This window comes from Streptomyces sp. A012304, from assembly GCF_026008495.1.
GTDB lineage: Bacteria > Actinomycetota > Actinomycetes > Streptomycetales > Streptomycetaceae > Streptomyces.
This window is the reverse complement of the sequence record NZ_BQUN01000087.1, coordinates 65,553-85,059: the sequence shown is the minus strand read 5'-3', so window position 1 is coordinate 85,059 and position 19,507 is coordinate 65,553. Positions and strand designations below refer to the sequence as shown.

Genomic DNA, 19,507 nt, shown 5'->3' with positions numbered 1-19,507 from the left:
GGGAGGTGGCGCACGACGAGCGGTTCGCGCTGGTCGTGCGCGGCGGCGTCGCCACCGCCCTGCCCGAGTACAACCACACCGTGCACGTCGAGGTCGACGGGCTCGAACCCGACCGCGCCTACCACTACCGGTTCCGCACGGGCACCTGGATCAGCGAGACGGGCCGCACCCGCACCGCCCCCGATCCCGCCGCCGCCGTCACGGCCCTGGCCTTCGGCGCGGTGTCCTGCCAGGCGTACCACGACGGGTACTTCACCGCGCACCGCCATCTCGCCCAGGACGACGTGGACCTCGTCTTCCACCTCGGGGACTACCTGTACGAGTACGCGGTGAACGCCGTCGGAGGGGCGCGCGGCTACACCGACCGCGTTCTGCCGGAGGTGTTCGACCGCGAGACCGTCACCCTGGAGGACTACCGGCTGCGGTACGCCCTCTACAAGAGCGACCCCGACCTGCGGGCGGCCCACGCGGCGCATCCCTTCGTCGTCACCTGGGACGACCACGAGACGGAGAACAACTACGCGGGCGCCGTCGACAAGGCGGGCGGGCCGCCGGAGGCGTTCCTGCTGCGCCGCGCCGCCGCCTACCGGGCGTACTGGGAGCACCAGCCGCTGCGCGCCGCCCAGGTGCCCGTCGGGCCCGATCTGCGGCTGTACCGGCGGCTGCACTGGGGCACCCTCGCGCAGTTCGACGTCCTCGACACCCGCCAGTACCGCTCGGACCAGGCCTACGGCGACACCCGGCACGTGCCGGGGCCCGAGTCGGACGACCCGGCGCGCACGATCACCGGCTCGGCGCAGGAGCGGTGGCTGATCGACGGGTGGCGGACGTCGCGGGCGCTGTGGAACGTGATGCCGCAACAGATGTGCTTCTCCCAGCGCAGACTCGAGTCGGCGGAGCCGGCGGTGATGTCGATGGACGCCTGGGACGGCTACCGCGCCTCGCGCGGACGGGTGCTCGCCGGGGCGACGGCGGCGGGCGTGCGCAACCTGATCGTCCTCACCGGGGACGTGCACGTGGGGTACGCCTTCGACATCAAGGACGACTTCGACGACCCGGCGTCGAGGACCGTGGGCACCGAGCTGGTCGCCACGTCGATCGCCAGCGGCAGGGACGGCACGGTCAGGCCCGCGAACTGGGACACCTACCTCCGGGCCAACCCGCACCTGCGGTTCTACGACGGCCGCCGCGGCTATCTCCGCGTCGAACTCGGCCCCACCGCCGCGCGCGCCGACTTCCGGACGGTCTCCGCGGTGACGACGCCCGGCGCCCCCGTCACCACGGCGGCGTCGTTCGTGACGGAGGCGGGCGATCTGGGCCTGGTGCCCGTGTGAGACGGGCGGCGGCTCAGGCGAGCGTGCAGGTCCGGCCGTTGAGGCTGAAGCTCTGCGGGGCCGTGTTCTTGTCCTGCCAGGAGGCCAGGAAACCGAAGGAGAGGGTGCCGTTCGCGGGGACGGACCGGTTGTAGTCGGCGGCGGTGGCGGTGACACGGGTGCCGTTCTGGGCGACGCTCGCGTCCCACATCTGGTCGACGCGCTGGCCGTCGCGGAAGGACCAGGCGACCCGCCAGGAGTCGAGGGCGGTGGCGGTGGTGACGGTGACCGTGGCCTGGAAGCCGTCCGGCCACTGGTTGACGAGGTCGTACTCGGCCACACAGGCCGCCGCAGTGGCGCTCTCCCCGGTGCCGGCGGTGCCGGAGGAGGTGCCCTGCGGCTCGGGCTCCGGCCGGCGCGTCGCCGAGGCCGTACCGCTGTCGGACGGCGTCGGGGAGTCGGCGCCGGTGGCGGGCGCCGACGTGCCGGGGGCCGGCGTGCCGGGGCCCGACGTGCCCGGGGCGGCGGACGGCAGGGACGGGCTGCCGGGGCCGGCCACCGGGGTGGTGTCGCCGGGGCTGCCGGGGGACAGGGCCGCGTCGCCGCTGTCGCCGAACGGCATCAGGGACACGGCGAGGGCCAGCGCGGAGACGAGGACGGCGGCGACGAGGAGGCCGTTGCGCAGGGCGCGTGCCTTGCTCGCGGCGGCGTCCGACGGATCGCCGTCCGGGTCCGGTGCGTCGGGCCGGCCGGCGCCCAGCCGGACCTCGGCGGCACGGCGACGGCGCTCCAGGTAGGCGAGGCCGCCCCAGCCGATCACGCCCTGGGCGAGCGCCGCGGGCAGCCCGCCGCCGTGCAGCCGCAGACAGGCCGCGGCCTCGGCGCACTCCACGCAGGTGGCCAGGTGCCGGGAGAGGTCCTCGGGTGTGTCGGCGGCGGGCGAGCGGGTGACGGCGTCGAGGAGCCGCACATAGCTGCGGCACTCGGCGTCCATCGGCGTGTCGAGGTGGTTGCGGTGGCAGCGGTCCCGGAACAGTCCGCGGACCTCGTTCAGCTCCTCCATCGAGGCGGCCGGGTCCAGACCCTGCCGGCGGGCCACGGCACGCAGCGGCAGCGCCTCCACCTCCGCCAGCCACAGCAGGGCGGCGTCCGGCTCCTGCATGTCGCGCAGCCCGCGCAGCGCGATCGGGCGGCGCAGGGGCGGCCCGGTGTAGCGGGCGGCCTTGTCGGAGTTCAGCCACAGACGCAGATCGGGGTCGAGCTTGTGGCCCTGTCCCCGGGCCTCCCAGTCGGCCGCCGTGGTGCGTACGGCGGTCAGCAGCAGGGGGATCCGGGGCAGCCGGGAGGCACGGCGGCCGGCGCCACGCCGGGTACCGTCCTCGGCGGCACGGGCCTCGCGTATGCCGAGCGCGAAGGCCTCGCGGGCCAGTTGGTTGGCCGCCATCGAGCCGGAGGTGCACAGATCGGCGTACGACAGAACGGCGTCCCAGCACTCCGAGAACAGCGCGGCCTCGGCGGCGTCCTTCGGGGTCGGCAGGTCGGGCATGAGTCTCCTGCATCCACAAGCGAGGTCAACTCACCATGACGGCAATGGAGTTGGGGGGAACCTCGCGGCAGGGCCAGAGCTTTTCACGACTCCGACACAACTGACAAGCGCCCTGTTCAGATGTCATGACAGGACGGCCGCGCCCCGGTCGCCCGGGACTACCCCACCGTCCATACGGACGCGGACCGCCCTGTGACTCAAAACCGTCCCCGGTTTTTTTCTTTTTCTCTCGTTGCCCTTTATACGGCCGACGGCTCCCGCGCCGGAAGGCTGTCCATGAAGGAACTGACGGAGAACACGGCACGGCCGGGGCCGGGCGGGCCGTAGCCGGGGGGCGAGGAGAGGCCGAAGTCGTCCATCGTGGCCCGGTAGGCCTCCAGCAGGCGGATGTGGTACTCCAGCGGCGCGCCCTGCGGATTGGCCTTGCCGAGCGGGGTCGTCGGCTCCGGGCACCAGGTGGTGAAGCGCGGGGTGATGCCGTGCGACATGAAGAAGCGCAGGCCCTCGGTGGTGGAGGCGATCGCCTCGTCGACGGTGGTGAAGCCGAACGGCTCGGCCATCTCCACGCCCGCGACGAAGTTCGGGATCACGTTGCGCGCGCCGAAGACCTCGGCGGAGTCCAGGATGCGCTTGTGCCACTCGTCGCGGCCGACGTAGCGCTCCTTGCCCGGGCAGTACAGCTCGAACAGCCGGCGGTCCCACACCTCGTAGTTGGGGTGGTAGATCTGCACGCCGTAGTCCTTGAAGCGCTGCACGTCGTCGCGCGGGAGGGCCTGGGCGACGACCTTGCCGATCCAGCGGCCGGGGAAGCGCTCCTCGATGGCCTTGGCGTAGTGGCCGTAGAAGTCGGCCTCGTCACGGCCGGCGACGGTCTTGGTGATGGCGCCGCCGGTGAGGGTGTAGGCGGTGGACGCCTTCGCGGTGTCGTACCGGTCGATGATCTCCAGGGCCTCCAGGACCTCCTCGACGTCCTTGACTCCCGTGTACGGCCGGCCGGCGGCCTTGTGCTGGCGCCAGTTGTGGTTGATGTCGCAGTACTGGCACTCCTCCTTGGCGCCGAAGTACTGGCAGACCCGGAAGACGGTCAGGTAGATCAGGTAACCCCACTGGATGGTCGGGGCGACCTCCATGACGGACTTCCCGTTGGAGAGCCGGTGCCGGTAGTACTCGGGCATGGGCGGCACCCCGACGTCGGCGATGCGCCGGCCGTCGAGGTAGAGCCCGAGGAGCCCCTCGCCGTCCGCCGCCACGCGGTACGGCGAGGCGGGGTTCACCCGGACGGAGACCACGGTCCGGCGCAGCCCGTACGGGCCGCCGGTGAGGATGATCTCCTCCGGCGGGCGCCGCAGCGCGGCCTCGCCCAGCTCGGGAAGGGTGCCGTGGTCGAAGGAGAAGATGAAGTACGACTTCGGCTTCACCTCGCCGGCCGCCTCGTCGGCGCTGTCGCTCAGCGCGGACGGGTCGAAGGCCACGCCCCCGCGCAGCAGGTCCTCCTTGACGACGGCCTCCCGCGGCACATGCGGAAACCGCTCCATCAGATCCTCGACCAGCGCGGTACGGCTGCCCATCCGTCTCTCCTCCCGGCTCAGGCGTACGACTCCTCACGGTATGCCCCCGGGGGTGCGGGGGGCGGGGTGGGGGGTGCCGTGTTGCCGGCACGGTAGGTTTCACCAGGGAACTCCGCGTTCTCGTTTCTCCTCGGGAGGGGTGACCGCATGACCGAGACCGTGACCAACTGGGCGGGCAACATCACCTTCGCCGCGAAGGAACTGCACCGCCCGTCCTCGCTCGACGCGCTGCGCACGCTGGTGGCGCGCGGTGCGCGGGTGCGGGTGCTGGGCAGCGGGCACTCCTTCAACCGGATCGCCGAGCCGGGCCCCGACGGGGTGCTGCTGTCGCTGGCCGCCCTGCCGGCGGAGGTCGACGTCGACACGGCGGCGCGCACGGTGCGCGTGGGCGGCGGGGTGCGGTACGCCGAGCTGGCGCGCCGGGTCCACGCGCACGGCCTGGCGCTGCCCAACATGGCCTCACTGCCGCACATCTCGGTGGCCGGCTCGGTGGCGACCGGGACGCACGGGTCGGGCGTGGGCAACGGGCCGCTCGCCGCCGCCGTGCGGGAGGTGGAGATCGTCACCGCCGACGGGTCGACCGTCGCCATCGGGCGTGGGGATACGCGGTTCGGCGGGGCCGTCACCTCGCTCGGCGCCCTCGGTGTCGTCACCGCGCTCACCCTGGACCTGGAGCCCGCCTACGACGTCGAACAGCATGTGTTCACCGAACTCCCGCTGGCGGACCTGGACTTCGAGGCGGTCGCGGGGGCGGCGTACAGCGTCAGCCTGTTCACCGACTGGCGGGCGCCCGGGTTCCGGCAGGTGTGGCTCAAGCGGCGCACCGACCAGCCGCTGTCCGGCTTCCCGTGGGCCGCGCCGGCCGCCGAGGCGCTGCACCCGGTGCCGGGGATGCCGGCGGTCAACTGCACGGAGCAGTTCGGGGTGCCGGGGCCGTGGCACGAGCGGCTGCCGCATTTCCGGGCGGAGTTCACGCCGAGCAGCGGGAACGAGTTGCAGAGCGAGTACCTGCTGGGGCGGGAGCACGCCGTCGACATACTGTATGCAGTAGACCGGATCCGGGACGCGGTCGCCGGTGTCCTACAGACGTGCGAGGTCCGGACCGTAGCCGCCGACGAGCAGTGGCTCAGCCCCGCCCACGGCCGCGACTCCGTCGCCGTCCACTTCACCTGGATCGAGGACGCGGCCGCCGTGCTGCCGGTGGTGCGGGAGCTGGAGGCCGCGCTGGAGCCGTTCGCGCCGCGCCCGCACTGGGGCAAGGTCTTCACCACGCCGCCCGCCGCGCTCCGCGCACGGTATCCGCGCGTCGACGACTTCCGTTCGCTGGTACGGGAGTTGGACCCGGCCGGAACCTTCACCAACGCCTTCGTGCGGGACCTGCTCGACGGCTGATCCCTGCCGGGCGAGCCGGGGCGTGCGCGACTTAATAAACCCCCTTTCCTAACCCCTTGTCGAACCCTCCGGCACGCCATAGCCTGACGCCTCGCGCCGGTGCCGACCCACGCCCGGCCTGCCGGCAGGGAGAGGGATGGGGGGCCGAAGACGGTGAAGCGCACATCACGCGACATCCGCACCGCGAACCGCTACGAGGTGCTGCGCCAGATCATCGCCAGCTCCCCCACCTCCCGGCAGGAGCTGGCCGCCGCCACCGGCCTCAGCCTCGCCACCGTCGCCACCCTCGTCGGCGAGCTGCTCGACCTGCGCATGATCACGGAGGTCGGGTTCGAGGACTCGGCGGGCGGGCGCCCCCGGGGACTCGTCGCCGTCAACGCGTCGGGGGGCGCGTTGATCGGCGTGGACATCGCGGAGACATACGTCCATGTGGAGCTGTTCGACCTGGCGCTGAACGTGCTGGCCCGCGCCGAGGAGGACATGCGCCCCGGGGAGAGCCGGCCCGAGCAGGTCGTCAGCCATGTCGCCGCGGCCGCCGGCTCCGTCGTCGCCCAGGCCGGGGTCGAGGCGGCCCGGGTGCTCGGTGTCGGGGTGAGCGTGCCGGGGCAGGTGGACCGGGACACCGGCATCGCCGAGTACGCGCCCAACTGGGACTGGCACGCGGTGCCGTTGCTCGATCTGCTCTCCGAACACATCGCCTACCCCCTCTACCTGGACAATCCGCTGCGCGCCTGCGCGGTGGCCGAGCTGTGGTTCGGGGCCGCGCGCGGGCACGGGGACGCCGTGATCGTCAACCTCGGCACCGGGGTCGGCGCCGGACTGGTGCTGGGCGGCGGGCTGCACCGCGGCGTCAGCAACAGCGCCGGCGAGTGGGGGCACACCACGCTCGTGCTCGACGGACGGCTCTGCCACTGCGGCAACCACGGCTGCGTGGAGACGTACGTCGGCGCCCCCGGGATCATGCAGAACCTGCGTGAACTCAGCCCGCGCAGCCCGCTGTTGCACCCGGAGGACCAGACGGCCACCGTCGACGCCCTGGCCCGCGCGGTCGCCGCCAAGGATCCGGTGGCCGTCAAAGTGGTCCGCGACACCGCCCGTTATCTGGCCGCGGGCATCGCCGACCTGGTCAACCTGCTCAACCCCGAGGTCGTCGTGCTGAGCAGCTGGGTGGCCGCCCGGCTCGGCGAACCCCTGCTGAACGAGGTGCGCGAGGCGGTCGCCCGGCACGCGCTGCGCCGCCCGCTGGCCTCGACCCGGATCGTCCTGTCCCCGATTCCCACCGACCCGGTCTGCCTGGGCGCGGCGACGTTCGCGCTCGAAGGGGCGCTCCAGGCCGTCGGGCAGCGCAAGCGCGTCCCCACCAGACCCCAGCCCACCGCGGGTTGACCCTCGGCTTCCGGTCCGCGCTCCCCCGTTCCGTCCCCGTCGCGGCTCCCTGACGTCCGGTATGCCGAACGCTGCGCAACGCTTCGCGCAGACTTCGTCCAACCCCTTGCCGAAGGCTTAGCCGAAGGTTAACGTCCCGCTCCGCAACGCCATTCCAGCCTTCTGGCGCTGAAGCCGTGTGAGCCGCAGCCGTACTCGAGACAAGGACGTCAGCATGTCGGCAATGAGCAACAGCAACTGGTCCCGCCGATCTCTCTTCCGGGCCGCCGCAGGTATGGCCGCCGCCGGCACGCTCGCCGCGTGCGGCAGCAACAACGGCCGCGGCGGCGGCGGTTCGGGCGCGGGCCTGGTCCAGTACTTCCACGCCTACGGCGAGGCGGGGACCGAGCAGGCGATCAGGCGGTACGCGAAGGCGTACAAGGAAGCGAACGTGACCACGCAGTGGATCACCGGTTCGCAGTTCGAGAGCAAGCTGTTCGCGAGCCTGCTCACCGACAAGGCTCCCGACCTGTTCGAATTCCACCCGCAGATCCAGCTCGTCAGAAGCGGGCAGGTGGCGGACCTGACCGACATCATCGAGCCGGTCAAGGCCGACTTCAACCAGGCCGACATCGCCTCGCACACGGTCGACGGGAAGATATACGGCGTCCGGATGATCGACGACCCGCAGTTCTTCTTCTACCGCAAGTCGCTGCTGGAGAAGGCCAAGGTCGAGGTGCCGCAGACGCTCGACGAGCTGATCGAGGCCGCCGCCAAGCTGACCACCGACAAGGTCAAGGGCGTCTTCCTCGGCAACACCCTCCAGGCGGTCATCCGCCCGATGATCTGGGCGGCCGGCGCCGACACCCTGAACGACAAGAACGAACCCGCCTACCACACGGACGGCGTCGTCGAGGGCCTGAAGAAGATGCGCAAGCTCTTCACCAGCGGCAACCTGCTCCTGGACGCCCCGGCCGACTACTGGGACCCGTCCGCCCTCAACCAGGGCCTGGCCGCCATGCAGTTCTGCGGCATGTGGGCCATGCCGGCCATGCAGAAGGCCCTCGGCGACGACCTCGGCATCTTCCCCTTCCCGAAGGTCGGCGCCGCCGGCAAGCCCGCCGTCTACAACGGCGGCTGGTCGATGTTCGTCAACGCCAAGAGCGAGCGGGCCGAAGAGGCCAAGAAGTACGTGAAGTGGCTGTGGATCGACCAGAAGGAGTACCAGGAGGACTGGGCCCTCTCCTACGGCTTCCACATCCCGCCGCGCACCTCGATCGCCGAGTCCGCCGAGAAGCTCAAGTCGGGTCTGCCGGCCGAGGGCGTCAAGCTGTTCACCGACTACGGCCACTTCGACAACATCGGCTGGACCCAGGCCATGATCAAGGCGACCGAGGACGTCTTCGCCGACTCCGTCCGCAAGAACGGTGACCCGGAGGCCGCGCTCGACCGGTGCGACAAGGTCGTCAACGCCGAGCTCAAGAAGCTCTTCGGATAGGCCGCCGGACGGACCACGCCATGTCGACGACCACTTCGCGCGACCTCGCGCGCCCCGCCCCGGCGAAGGCCACTCCGGCCAGGCCGCGGCGGGGTCTGCGGGGCAACCGCACCTTCAACTTCTGGCTGTTCACCGGGCCGTTCCTCATCGGCCTGCTGATCTTCGTCTACGTCCCGATCGGTTGGAGCATCTGGCTCAGCTTCTACGAGGCCCGCTTCACCGTCACCCCCAGCACGTTCGTCGGTTTCGACAACTACAAGTTCATGCTGGAGAACGACAACTTCACCGGCGCGCTCGGCACGTTCACGGTGTTCGCCGCGATCATCGTGCCCACCACCTGGGCGCTCTCGCTGGGCCTCGCCCTGCTGGTGAACCGGCTGCGTTTCATGCGGGCGTTCTTCCGGTCGGTGTTCTTCCTGCCGACGGCGTGCAGCTACGTCGCCGCCTCCCTCATCTGGAAGATGTCCGTCTTCAACGGCGTCCGCTTCGGCCTGGCCAACACCGTGCTCGGCTGGTTCGGCGTCGAGAACATCGCCTGGCTCGCCGACCCCGACCCGCCCTGGTACTGGCTGGTCATCGTCACCGCCCGCCTGTGGCTGCAGTCCGGTTTCTACATGATCCTCTTCCTGGCCGCGCTGCAGAACATCCCCCGCGAGCTGTACGAGGCCGCCGCGATCGACGGCGCCAAGCCGGGCTGGCAGACCTTCCGGTACATCACGCTGCCGCAGCTGCGCGCGACCTCGACGGCCGTGATCCTGCTGCTGCTGGTCGCCGCCTACCAGGCCTTCGACGAGTTCTTCAACCTGCTGTCGAAGACCACCTGGGGACGGCCACCGCTCGTCGAGCTGTACTACACCGCCCTCGGCGACAACCAGGACTACGGCGCGGGCAGCGCGGGCGCGGTGATCCTGACCCTGCTGATCATCGTCGTGACCCTGTTCCAAGGGAAGATCATGGGCTTCGGAAGGGGGGAGGAGTCCAAGTGACCACGACCGCACCCGAGGTGACGAAGACGGCCCCGGCGAAGGACGGTCCGCGCCGGGCCGGCGGCCGCGGGGTGATGGGCTCCACCGGCCTCTACCTCGCCACCGGTTTCGCCGCCCTCCTCTTCCTGATCCCGTTCTACGTCCTGATCCGCAACGCCCTCGCCACCGACGCCGAGATCACCGGCGAGGACTGGACGCTCTTCCCCACGGACATCCAGTGGGGCAACTTCACCGAACCGTTCGACGACCCGACGGTCGACTTCGGCCAGTCGATGCTGAACTCGCTGGTCGTCGGCGTACTGCACACGGTCGGCGTGCTGCTGGTGTGCTCCCTGGCCGGCTACGGCCTCGCCCGCATCCCGTACCGGCACGCCAACAAGGTCTTCTACGCGGTGCTGTTCACCCTGATGGTGCCGACCGCCGTGACCTTCGTGCCCGGCTTCGTGCTGGTGTCGTCCCTGGGCTGGATCGACTCCTACCGCGGTCTGATCATCCCGGGCCTCTTCAGTGGTTTCACCTGCTTCCTCTTCCGGCAGTACTTCCTGGGGTTCCCCAAGGAGCTGGAGGAGGCGGCACGCGTGGACGGACTCGGGTACTGGGGCGCGTACTGGCGCGTCGTCGTCCCCAACTCGATGAACTTCTTCGCGGCGATCGCGACGATCACCTTCATCAACGGCTGGAACTCCTTCCTGTGGCCGCTGGTCATCGGCCAGGACCCCAGCGCCTGGACGGTGCAGGTCGCGCTGTCGTCGTACATGACCAACCAGACCGTCAACTACCACCTGATCTTCATGGCCACGGCCATCTCCATCCTGCCCCTGCTGCTCGTGTTCCTCTTCCTCCAGCGCTGGCTGGTGCAGGGGATCGCGCAGACGGGCATCAAGGGCTGACGCCTCACTCCCAAGACCGCTCACCTCAAGACGTTCATCTCAGACCATCTCAGACCTTCATCTCAGACCTTCATCTCAGACCTTCATCTCAGACCTTCATCTCGAGACCTGGAGACAGATGTCTTTCCGCACCACCGGCACGGCCGTCGACTACGTCGAGGACGTCTCACCGGGCGCCGGGGCCCTCGCGCCCCGCGCCTGGTACGCGTCCTCGGACGCGCAGTCCCTGTCGCTGAACGGCAGATGGCGTTTCCGGCTGTCGGCGACGGCCGACGCCGAGGACGACGCGTTCGCCGAGGAGGGCTACGACGCCGGGGACTGGGCCGAGGTCACGGTCCCCGGGCACTGGGTCCTCCAAGGGCATGGCGCCCCCATCTACACCAACCACCTCTACCCCTTCCCGGTCGACCCGCCGCGCGTCCCGACCGAGAACCCCACCGGCGACCACCTGCGGGTCTTCGACCTGCCGACGGACTGGCCCGACCTGACCGAGGGCGGTGCCGTGCTCCGCTTCGACGGGGTGGAGTCCTGCGCGCGGGTCTGGCTGAACGGCACGGAGATCGGCGAGTTCAAGGGGTCGCGGCTGCCGCACGAGTTCGCGGTCGGCCATCTGCTGAAGACCGCGGGCAATGTGCTGGCGGTGCGTGTCCACCAGTGGTCGGCCGGCTCCTACCTGGAGGACCAGGACCAGTGGTGGCTGCCCGGCATCTTCCGTGATGTGACGCTGCTGCACCGTCCGGCGGGCAGCGTCCTGGACTTCTTCGTGCACGCCTCCTACGACCACGTCACGGGCGAGGGCACGCTGCGGGTCGACTCCGACGTCGACGGCCGGGTCACCGTGCCCGCCCTGGACATCGATGTCGCGACGGGCGAGCCGGTGACCGTCGCGGTCCAGCCGTGGACGGCGGAGACGCCGAAGCTGTACGACGGCTTCCTCACCACCGACGGCGAGCGGGTGCCGCTGCGCATCGGTTTCCGCACGGTCGTCCTCGAGGACGGCCTGCTCAAGGTCAACGGCAAGGCGGTCCTCTTCAAGGGCGTCAACCGGCACGAGTGGCACCCCGAGAAGGGGCGCGCGCTCGACCTGGAGACGATGCGCGAGGACGTGCTGCTGATGAAGCGGCACAACATCAACGCCGTCCGCACCTCGCACTACCCGCCGCACCCGGCCTTCCTCGACCTGTGCGACGAGTACGGGCTGTGGGTGATCGACGAGTGCGACCTGGAGACCCACGGCTTCGTCGAGCAGAACTGGCGGGACAACCCCGTCGACGACGACCGCTGGACGCCGGCCCTGCTGGACCGCGCCGCCCGCATGGTCGAACGGGACAAGAACCACCCGTCGGTGGTGATCTGGTCCCTGGGCAACGAGGCCGGCACCGGACGTGGCCTGACCGCCATGGCCGAATGGATCCACGGCCGTGACGCCTCGCGCCTGGTGCACTACGAGGGCGACATCGACTGCCGCGACACCGACGTGTACTCGCGGATGTACGCCGCCCACGAGGAGGTCGACCGCATCGGCCGCGGTCTGGACGGCGGCACCCACCGGCGGCGCCGGCTTCCCTTCATCCTCTGCGAGTACGCCCACGCCATGGGCAACGGCCCCGGCGGCCTCGCCGACTACCAGCGGCTGTTCGAGGCGCACGAGCGGCTCCAGGGCGGCTTCGTCTGGGAGTGGATCGACCACGGCGTCAAGGACGACCGCCACGGCTACGCGTACGGCGGCGACTTCGGCGAGGAGCTGCACGACGGCAACTTCGTCTGCGACGGCCTGCTCTTCCCCGACCGCACCCCCTCCCCCGGGCTGGTCGAGTTCAAGAAGGTGGTCGAGCCCGTCGGAATCGTCGGGGACGGCGCGGACGGCACCGTACGCGTCACCAACAAGCAGGACTTCGCGGACCTGTCGGCGCTCGCCTTCGAGTGGTCGTTCCAGGTGGACGGCGAGACGGTGGCCTCCGGCCCGCTGGCGGTTCCGGCGCTCGCGCCGGGCGAGTCGGCGGACGTGAAGCTGCCGGCGCCGCCGGCCGACGCGCCGGAGGGCCTGGAGACCGGGTGGACGGTCCTCGCCGCACAGGCCGAGGAGACCGCGTGGGCCCCGCGGCACCATGTGGTCGCGTGGGGCCAGGTGCCCGTCGCCGCGCGGGCGGTGGCGTCCGTGGCCGCGACCGACCGGCCGGCCGCCGGCGAGCGGATCATCACCCTCGGCCCTGCCTCCTTCGACGTCCGCACGGGCGCGCTGCGCACCATCGGAGCGGTGGCGGTGAGCGGGCTGCGGCTGGACGTGTGGCGGGCGCCCACCGACAACGACGAGGGCGCCCCCTGGCAGTCCGACGTCCGCCACGGCGAGCTGTGGCGCAAGCTCGGCCTGCACCGTATGCGCCACCGTCTGGACGCGGTGGAGGTCGACGACGGCGCGCTGACCGTACGGACCCGGGTGGCGCCCGCCGCCTGGGAGGTGGGCCTGGCCACCGTCTACCGCTGGACGTCCGACGGCGACCGGCTGAAGCTGACGGTGTCGGTGACGCCCGAGGGCGACTGGACCGTGCCGCTGCCCCGGCTCGGCATCCGGTTCGGGCTGGCCGAGGCGGACGCGGTGCGGTGGTTCGGCGGCGGTCCGGGCGAGGCGTACCCGGACACCCGGTCGGCGTCGCAGGTCGGCCGCTGGCACTCGACGGTGGACGATCTGCAGACGCCGTACGTCCGTCCCCAGGAGAACGGCGCCCGTGCCGACGTCCGCTGGGCGGAGATCGGCGGGCTGCGGATCGAGGGCGACCCGGAGTTCTGGTTCAGCGCCCGGCGCTGGACGAACGAGCAGCTGGACGCCGCCCGGCACCGCACCGACCTGGTGCCGGGCGGGACGGTGTGGGTCAACCTCGACCACGGCCAGCACGGCATCGGCTCGCAGTCGTGCGGCCCGGGCCCGCTGCCGCGGTACTTCCTGGACGTCGCGCCCGCCGAGTTCTCCTTCGTGTTCTCGGAGAGCGTCTGAGCGTGACCGCACTGAGCACCGCCGTGGCCGGCCGGGTCGTCACCCGGCCGGCCACGGCCGCGCGCTCGCTCCCCCAACTCACCCGGAGGTTCCACGAGTGAGCGGCAGCATCGAGGTGCGCGGTCTGTCCCGCACCTTCCACACGACCGTGCGCCGGCCCGGCTTCGGCGGCGCCCTGCGCTCCCTGGTCGCCCCCCAGCGGGTCGCCAAGCACGCCGTCAGCGACATCGGCTTCGACGTGGCCGCGGGTGAGCTCCTCGCCCTGCTCGGCCCGAACGGCGCCGGCAAGTCCACCACCATCAAGATGCTCACCGGCATCCTCACCCCCACCTCCGGCGAGGCGCGCGTCGCGGGCGTGGTTCCGTACCGGGACCGGGAGCGCAACGCCCGCAACATCGGCGCGGTGTTCGGGCAGCGCACCCAGCTGTGGTGGGACCTTCCGGTGCGCGAGTCGTTCGCGATCCTGCGGGACATCTACGAGGTGCCCAAGGCCGAACACGCCGTCCGGCTGCGGGAGTTCGACGAACTGCTCGACCTCTCCTCCTTCTGGGACACCCGGGTGCGGCATCTCTCCCTCGGCCAGCGGGTGCGCTGCGACCTGGCCGCCGCGCTGCTGCACGACCCGCCCGTCGTCTTCCTCGACGAGCCGACGATCGGCATGGACGTCGTCGTCAAGGAACAGGTCCGCGAGTTCCTGCGGCACCAGGTCGAGCAGCGCGGCAGGACCGTCCTGTTGACGACGCACGACATGACGGAGGTAGAGCGGCTCGCCGAACGCGTGGTGCTGATCAATCACGGGCGGCTCGTGCTGGACGGCACGCTCGAGGAGATCCGCCGCACGTTCGGCTCCACCTGGCAGGTGCGGGCCACCCTCGCCGACCCGCAGGCCGAGGTCGTGCCCCTGCCGGGCATCGCGGTGCTGCGGCGCGAGGGCGCCCGCGTCGTCTTCGGCCCCGAGGGGACCGACGGGACCGGGGGGCCCGAGGGGGCGGGGATGGGGGCGAGCCGTGGCGTCACCGTCCATCAGGCCCTCAAGGCGGTCATCGAGCGGTACGAGGTGACGGACATCGCCCTCGACGAGGCCGACCTGGAGGACGTGATGCGCGCCGCGTACGCGCAGGCCGGGGACGTGTGATGGCCGACGTCCTCCACGCCTGGCGGGCGGCCCGGGTCACCCCGCTCGGTGAGCTGCACACCCCGCCCCGGATGACGGCCGCGCTGCTGCGGCTGACCGTGCAGGTCGTGCTGGTGGCGTCGCTGTGGCGCGGCCTGTACGCGCAGTCCGGCACGACCGCCGGGCTCGACCGCGGCCAGGCGGTCACCTACGCGGTGCTGGCCGTACTGGCGTCCCGGCTGCGGGAGCTGGACCAGTTCGCGGGCCGGGACTCCGTCATCCAGCACATGCACTTCGGCACCATCGTCTACTGGTACCTGCGGCCGCTGCCGCCCCAGCGCTACTACGCCCTGCGGGCGTTGGGCGAGCAGGTGTACGGGTTCGCGTGGGCGCTCGCCGGATACGCCGTGTGCCTGGCGGCCGGGGTCGTCGAGCCGCCCCGCTCGGCGGCCGCGGCGGGGGTGTTCGCGCTGAGCCTGCTGCTGGGCCAGTGGGTGCTGTACTACGTGATGCTCGCGCTAGACCAGCTGTGTTTCTGGACGCTGCGCAACCACGCGGCGATGCTGATCCTCGTCTTCGCGCAGAACCTGCTGTCCGGGGTGTACGCGCCGCTGTGGTTCTTCCCGGACTGGTTCATCACGCTGAGCGCATTCCTGCCCTTCCAGGCGACGCTGAGCGTGCCGCTGTCGCTGTACGTGGGCCGCGTCGAGCCGGCCGACGCGCCCTTGCAGTTGGCGATCCAGGCGGCCTGGGTGGTGGTGCTCGCGCTGTTCACCCGGTTCCTGTGGTACCGGGCCGCCCGCCGTGTGATCTCCCAGGGAGGCTGATGCCGTTGAACGCGGTCCGGATCATCTGGCGCGTCACGCGTCTCAACTTCCGCGCGCAGCTGGAGTACCGCACCGAGTTCCTGATGATGATCGCGATCGGCGCGGTCTGGCAGGTGTCGGTGATCGTGTTCGCGACGGTGCTGCTGTCCCGGTTCACCGGGATGGGCGGCTGGGACAGCTCGGACGTGCTGCTGATCCCGGCGACGCGGATGCTCGCCCACGGGTTGTTCGTGCTGTTCCTGGGCCGGACGCACGGTCTGGGCCGGCACATCCAGGAGGGTGTGATCGACACCTACCTGGTCCGCCCGATGCCGGTGCATCGCCAGGTCCAGCTGGCGTACTTCCCCACCAACGCGATCGGTGACCTGACGGTGGCGGCGGGTCTGATGGCGGGCGCGCTCAGCCGCAGCGACCTCGACTGGACGGCGGGCCGGATCGCGTATCTGATCGCGGCGCTCCTCGGCGGAATGCTGCTGGAGGCGGCCCTGTTCACGGTGGTGGCCTGTGCCGCCCTGCGTTTCCCGGCGGCCGACTACTGGGGCCGCTGGCTGGAGGAGCTCCTCGGCACGTTCGGCAGCTATCCGCTCAACGTCCTGCCGAGGGCGGTCGGCGGCTTTCTGACGTTCGCCCTGCCGCTGGCGTTCGTCGCCTACTTCCCGGCCGCCGTCCTGACCGGCCACGGGCACGACACCGGTGTCCCGCACTGGCTGGCGGCGGCCTCCCCGCTGCTGGGCGTGGTGGCGTACCTGGGATCGCGGCTGCTGTGGCGATGGAGCCTGCGGCACTACACGGGCGTGAACGGCTGACGGACCGGCCCGGACGGGCCCTCGGGCAACGGGGCCGCCGGGGGCCGGCCGGCCGGTCGGCCGACCGAGCGGGTGCGGCCCGCCGACCAAGCGGGTGCGCCCCGCCGACCAAGCGGGTGCGCCCGCCGACCAAGCGGGTGCGCCCGCCGACCAAGCGGGTGCGCCCGCCGACCGAGCCGGTGCGCCCCGCCGGCTGAGCGGCGCGAGCCGCCGACCCCACGGGGTGACCCGCCGACCGAGCGGCGCGAGCCGCCGACCGCACCGGGCGGCCCGCCGGCCGAGCGGCGCGGTCGGCGCGTCTTACGCCTTCCGGTACGCCCGCAGGAACGCCGCCACGCCGCCTGTGACGAGGCGTTCGGTCTCCTCCTTCGGCAGCGGCAGCACGCCGTAGTGGGACCTCAGGGTCAGGGTGTGGGAGATCAGGCCCGAGAAGTGCGTGACCGCCAGGTCAGCGTCACCGTGCAGGTCGAGGAGGCCGGCGGCGGCGAGGCCCTCCAGGGCCTCGGCCAGGGCGCGGGCGACCGGTTCGGGCCCGGCCTCCCGCCATGCCTGGAGCACCTCCGCCGGGACGTGGTCGGCTTCGGCGTGGATGTGGCGGACCAGCGCGAAGTGGTTCGGGAAGTCCGTCATGAGGCCGACGAAGCCACGGGCGAGGGCGATGAGATCACGTTCCAGGTCCTCGGGGCGGGGTGGCCGCTCGGGGTCCAGCACCGCCCTGAGGATGCCCAGCTGGGCGTCCCGCACCTCGGAGGAGGTCCAGGTGACGACGGTGCTGAAGAGCTGGGCCTTGCCGCCGGGGAAGTGGTTGTAGAGCGTGCGCGTCGACACGCCGGCCTCGGCCGCGAGCGCGTCGACCGAGGCACGCGCGTAGCCCTCGCGTCCGAAGACCGTGCAGGCCGCTCCCGCCATCGCGACCCATTTGTCCACCCTGCGGCGCGGGAACTCGCGCAGCGCCCTCTCCCTCCACGCCTCGTTGCTGCTGCCCACGTCCGTCTCCTCCCGCGATCTCCCCCGAGCCTACTTACAACGGACGTTGTAACTTTTACAACGCTCGTTGTACGTTACCGGTGTGAGGCCGCACCGCGTGGCCCGTCCCGCCCCCGAAGGGGCCCGGGAGAACAAGGGGGACACCCATGACCACGACCACCCTCACCGCGCCGCCGTTGCGCGTCGCCGTCATCGTCGGCAGCGTCCGCGAGGGCCGCCAGGGCCGTGCCGTCACCGACTGGTTCCTGACCGTCGCCGCCGACCACACCGATCTGGAGCTGGACGTCGTCGACCTGGCCGGCGTCGACCTGCCCCTGGTGATGCCCGGCTGGGGCGGCTCACCCGACCCGCGGGCCGTGGCCGCGCTCGCGGACGTCTCGCCGCGGCTGGCCGCCGCCGACGCGTTCGTCGTCGTCACGCCCGAGTACAACCACAGCTTCCCGGCCGCTCTGAAGAACTTCATCGACTGGCACCACTCCGAGTGGCAGGCCAAGCCGGTCGGCTTCGTCTCCTACGGCGGCCTGGCCGGCGGGACCCGCGCGGTGGAGCAACTGCGGACGGTGTTCGCCGAGTTGCACGCCACGACCGTGCGCGACCAGGTCAGTCTGCACGGGCCGTGGTCGGGCCTCGGGGAGGACGGCCTCCCCCTGGACGCCACCGTCTGCGAGGGCGCCGCCAAGGGCATGCTCGGACAACTCGACTGGTGGGGACGGGCGTTGCGCGCCGCCCGGGCGAACCACCCCTACCAGGCCTGAGGGGGCGCGGGCCATGGCCACGACCGAGGCCGCCGACGGGGACGCCCAGGCACCGCCCGGCTCACGCGGGGCGCCCGACACCTCCCCGTCCGCACTGAACCGCATCCTGCTCGTCGTGATCACCGGCTCGCTGATGTCGGTGCTCGACATGACCATCGTCAACGTCGCGCTGCGCGATCTGTCGCACGCGTTCGGCGCCCCGCTGGAGACGATCCAGTGGACCGCCACCGCCTACACGCTGGCGCTCGCCGCCGTCGTCCCCACCGCCCCGTGGACCATGGCCCGCATCGGCGCCAAGCGCGCCTATCTGACCGCGCTGGTGCTGTTCACCCTCGGGTCGCTGCTCGCCGCGTGTGCCTGGGACGCGCCCAGCCTGATCGCGTTCCGCGTGGTGCAGGGCCTCGGCGGCGGGCTGCTCATGCCGGTGGGGATGGGCATGGCGATGGCGGCCGCTGACCGGGAACGGTTCGGCCGCACGATGGCGCTGCTCGGGCTGCCCGTGCTGGTCGGCCCGGTGGCCGGTCCGGTGCTCGGCGGGCGGCTGCTGGACTCCCTCTCCTGGCAGTGGATCTTCCTGGTCAACGTGCCCGTGGGAGCGTTGGCGCTGGTGCTCGCCGTGAGACTGCTGCGCCCGGACGCGCCCCGGGGGACGGCACCCGCACCCGGGCTGGACGTCCCCGGCCTGCTGATGCTGTCCCCGGGGCTCGCCCTGCTGCTGTACGGGCTGGCCCGGGGCGGCGAGCGCGGCGAGTTCGCGACGCCGGGGGTGCTGCTGCCGGCGCTCCTCGGAGCGGCGCTGATGGCCGGCTTCGTCCGACGCTCACTGACCGTGCGTCACCCGCTGCTGGATCTGCACCTGTTGCGGGACCGGACGTTCGCCGTCGGTATCGGCACCCTCGCACTGTTCACCTGCGGCTACTTCGGTTCGATGCTGCTGGGGCCGGTGTACTGGCAGCAGGTGCGGGGCTGGAGCGCCACCGCGACCGGGCTGCTCGGGGTGCCCGTGGGACTCGCCGTGGGGACGACCATGCAGATCGCCTCGCGCCGCGTCGACAAGGTGTCCCCGCGCCACCTGATCCTCACGGGGATCGTGGTGGGGGCGGCGGGGATGGCGCTGACGGGGCTGCTGATCGGGGTGGAGGACGTGCCGGCCTGGCAGCCGGTGAGCGCGTCGGTGCTGATGGGGATCGGTGCGGGGATGTCGCTGATGCCGACGACCACCACCGCGAGCCGTGATCTGCCGAGGGACCGCATGGCCGCGGCGGGCACCGCGCTCAGCATCAACGCCCAGGTGTGCGCGTCGGTCGGCACCGCGCTCGTCTCGGTGGTCCTGGGTTCCGCGGGCCAGGACCCGGCCGGCTTCCGCACGTCCTACCTGGTCGCAGCCGCCCTGCTGACCTTGGCACTAATACCGGCGACACGGTTGCCGACGGGACGGACCTGAGGCACGACACGGCCGGCGGCGGCA

15 protein-coding genes are annotated in these 19,507 nt (G+C 71.6%); 12 read left to right on the top strand and 3 right to left on the bottom strand.

Translation table 11 applies throughout. From position 1 onward, the window contains the following. Nucleotides 1-1,334, top strand: a 1,334-nt coding sequence (locus tag ALMP_RS18515; protein ID WP_264929597.1) for an alkaline phosphatase, incomplete at its 5' end; no start/stop codon positions are given. 13 nt (nucleotides 1,335-1,347) lie between these two features. On the opposite strand, the gene ALMP_RS18510 is transcribed toward ALMP_RS18515, so the two are convergent. Both ALMP_RS18510 and ALMP_RS18505 read right to left on the bottom strand, forming a co-directional pair. Continuing rightward, a complete protein-coding gene (locus ALMP_RS18510) occupies nucleotides 1,348-2,859 on the bottom strand; it encodes a cellulose binding domain-containing protein (RefSeq protein WP_264929595.1) in 1,512 nt (503 codons plus the stop codon). A gap of 239 nt (nucleotides 2,860-3,098) precedes the next feature. Beyond that, nucleotides 3,099-4,427, bottom strand: coding sequence for a radical SAM protein (locus ALMP_RS18505; protein ID WP_264929594.1), 1,329 nt, complete (start codon nucleotides 4,425-4,427; stop codon nucleotides 3,099-3,101). A 147-nt stretch (nucleotides 4,428-4,574) separates the two neighbouring features. On the opposite strand from ALMP_RS18505, the gene ALMP_RS18500 reads away from it, so the two are divergent. From ALMP_RS18500 to ALMP_RS18460, 9 genes are all read left to right on the top strand, one after another. Then, the gene (locus ALMP_RS18500) at nucleotides 4,575-5,819 is read left to right on the top strand and encodes an FAD-binding protein (RefSeq protein ID WP_264929592.1); all 1,245 of its coding nucleotides are present in this window, start codon (nucleotides 4,575-4,577) and stop codon (nucleotides 5,817-5,819) included. Between the two features lie 153 nt (nucleotides 5,820-5,972). Beyond that, on the top strand, nucleotides 5,973-7,205 hold the full coding sequence (locus ALMP_RS18495; RefSeq protein WP_264929591.1) for an ROK family protein: 1,233 nt from the start codon (nucleotides 5,973-5,975) through the stop codon (nucleotides 7,203-7,205). Between the two features lie 214 nt (nucleotides 7,206-7,419). Continuing rightward, on the top strand, nucleotides 7,420-8,682 hold the full coding sequence (locus ALMP_RS18490; protein ID WP_264929589.1) for an ABC transporter substrate-binding protein: 1,263 nt from the start codon (nucleotides 7,420-7,422) through the stop codon (nucleotides 8,680-8,682). A gap of 20 nt (nucleotides 8,683-8,702) precedes the next feature. Beyond that, nucleotides 8,703-9,668 carry a carbohydrate ABC transporter permease gene (locus ALMP_RS18485; protein WP_264929587.1) on the top strand — a complete coding sequence of 322 codons (966 nt, stop codon included), beginning with the start codon at nucleotides 8,703-8,705 and terminating at the stop codon, nucleotides 9,666-9,668. Beyond that, the gene (locus ALMP_RS18480) at nucleotides 9,665-10,558 is read left to right on the top strand and encodes a carbohydrate ABC transporter permease (protein ID WP_264929585.1); all 894 of its coding nucleotides are present in this window, start codon (nucleotides 9,665-9,667) and stop codon (nucleotides 10,556-10,558) included. Before ALMP_RS18485 ends, ALMP_RS18480 begins: the two co-directional genes overlap by 4 nt. A 118-nt stretch (nucleotides 10,559-10,676) precedes the next feature. After that, nucleotides 10,677-13,550 (top strand): glycoside hydrolase family 2 TIM barrel-domain containing protein, encoded by a 2,874-nt coding sequence (locus tag ALMP_RS18475; protein ID WP_264929582.1) that lies wholly within the window; start codon nucleotides 10,677-10,679, stop codon nucleotides 13,548-13,550. Between the two features lie 97 nt (nucleotides 13,551-13,647). Continuing rightward, nucleotides 13,648-14,685 (top strand): ATP-binding cassette domain-containing protein, encoded by a 1,038-nt coding sequence (locus ALMP_RS18470; RefSeq protein ID WP_264929580.1) that lies wholly within the window; start codon nucleotides 13,648-13,650, stop codon nucleotides 14,683-14,685. After that, nucleotides 14,685-15,491 (top strand): ABC-2 family transporter protein, encoded by an 807-nt coding sequence (locus tag ALMP_RS18465; protein ID WP_264929578.1) that lies wholly within the window; start codon nucleotides 14,685-14,687, stop codon nucleotides 15,489-15,491. Before ALMP_RS18470 ends, ALMP_RS18465 begins: the two co-directional genes overlap by 1 nt. Beyond that, nucleotides 15,491-16,297, top strand: coding sequence for an ABC transporter permease (locus ALMP_RS18460; RefSeq protein WP_264929576.1), 807 nt, complete (start codon nucleotides 15,491-15,493; stop codon nucleotides 16,295-16,297). The genes ALMP_RS18465 and ALMP_RS18460 overlap by 1 nt, the downstream gene beginning before the upstream one ends. 300 nt (nucleotides 16,298-16,597) lie before the next feature. Here the strand turns inward: ALMP_RS18460 and ALMP_RS18455 are convergent, their stop codons facing one another. Further along, a complete protein-coding gene (locus tag ALMP_RS18455; RefSeq protein WP_264929574.1) occupies nucleotides 16,598-17,284 on the bottom strand; it encodes a TetR/AcrR family transcriptional regulator in 687 nt (228 codons plus the stop codon). A gap of 146 nt (nucleotides 17,285-17,430) precedes the next feature. Here ALMP_RS18455 and ALMP_RS18450 point away from each other — a divergent pair, with 146 nt between their 5' ends. Both ALMP_RS18450 and ALMP_RS18445 read left to right on the top strand, forming a co-directional pair. After that, a complete protein-coding gene (locus tag ALMP_RS18450) occupies nucleotides 17,431-18,039 on the top strand; it encodes an NADPH-dependent FMN reductase (protein WP_264929573.1) in 609 nt (202 codons plus the stop codon). 13 nt (nucleotides 18,040-18,052) lie between these two features. Continuing rightward, nucleotides 18,053-19,483 carry a DHA2 family efflux MFS transporter permease subunit gene (locus tag ALMP_RS18445; RefSeq protein ID WP_264929572.1) on the top strand — a complete coding sequence of 477 codons (1,431 nt, stop codon included), beginning with the start codon at nucleotides 18,053-18,055 and terminating at the stop codon, nucleotides 19,481-19,483. Nucleotides 19,484-19,507: the final 24 nt, after the last annotated feature.

Bases quoted from the DNA above. Each gene is read 5' to 3' on its own strand.
- ALMP_RS18465 (WP_264929578.1), top strand. From the start codon at position 14,685: ATGGCCGACGTCCTCCACGCCTGGCGGGCGGCCCGGGTCACCCCGCTC.
- ALMP_RS18485 (WP_264929587.1), top strand. From the start codon at position 8,703: ATGTCGACGACCACTTCGCGCGACCTCGCGCGCCCCGCCCCGGCGAAG.
- ALMP_RS18510 (WP_264929595.1), bottom strand. From the start codon at position 2,859: ATGCCCGACCTGCCGACCCCGAAGGACGCCGCCGAGGCCGCGCTGTTC.
- ALMP_RS18445 (WP_264929572.1), top strand. From the start codon at position 18,053: ATGGCCACGACCGAGGCCGCCGACGGGGACGCCCAGGCACCGCCCGGC.
- ALMP_RS18450 (WP_264929573.1), top strand. From the start codon at position 17,431: ATGACCACGACCACCCTCACCGCGCCGCCGTTGCGCGTCGCCGTCATC.
- ALMP_RS18500 (WP_264929592.1), top strand. From the start codon at position 4,575: ATGACCGAGACCGTGACCAACTGGGCGGGCAACATCACCTTCGCCGCG.
- ALMP_RS18460 (WP_264929576.1), top strand. From the start codon at position 15,491: ATGCCGTTGAACGCGGTCCGGATCATCTGGCGCGTCACGCGTCTCAAC.
- ALMP_RS18490 (WP_264929589.1), top strand. From the start codon at position 7,420: ATGTCGGCAATGAGCAACAGCAACTGGTCCCGCCGATCTCTCTTCCGG.
- ALMP_RS18475 (WP_264929582.1), top strand. From the start codon at position 10,677: ATGTCTTTCCGCACCACCGGCACGGCCGTCGACTACGTCGAGGACGTC.
- ALMP_RS18505 (WP_264929594.1), bottom strand. From the start codon at position 4,427: ATGGGCAGCCGTACCGCGCTGGTCGAGGATCTGATGGAGCGGTTTCCG.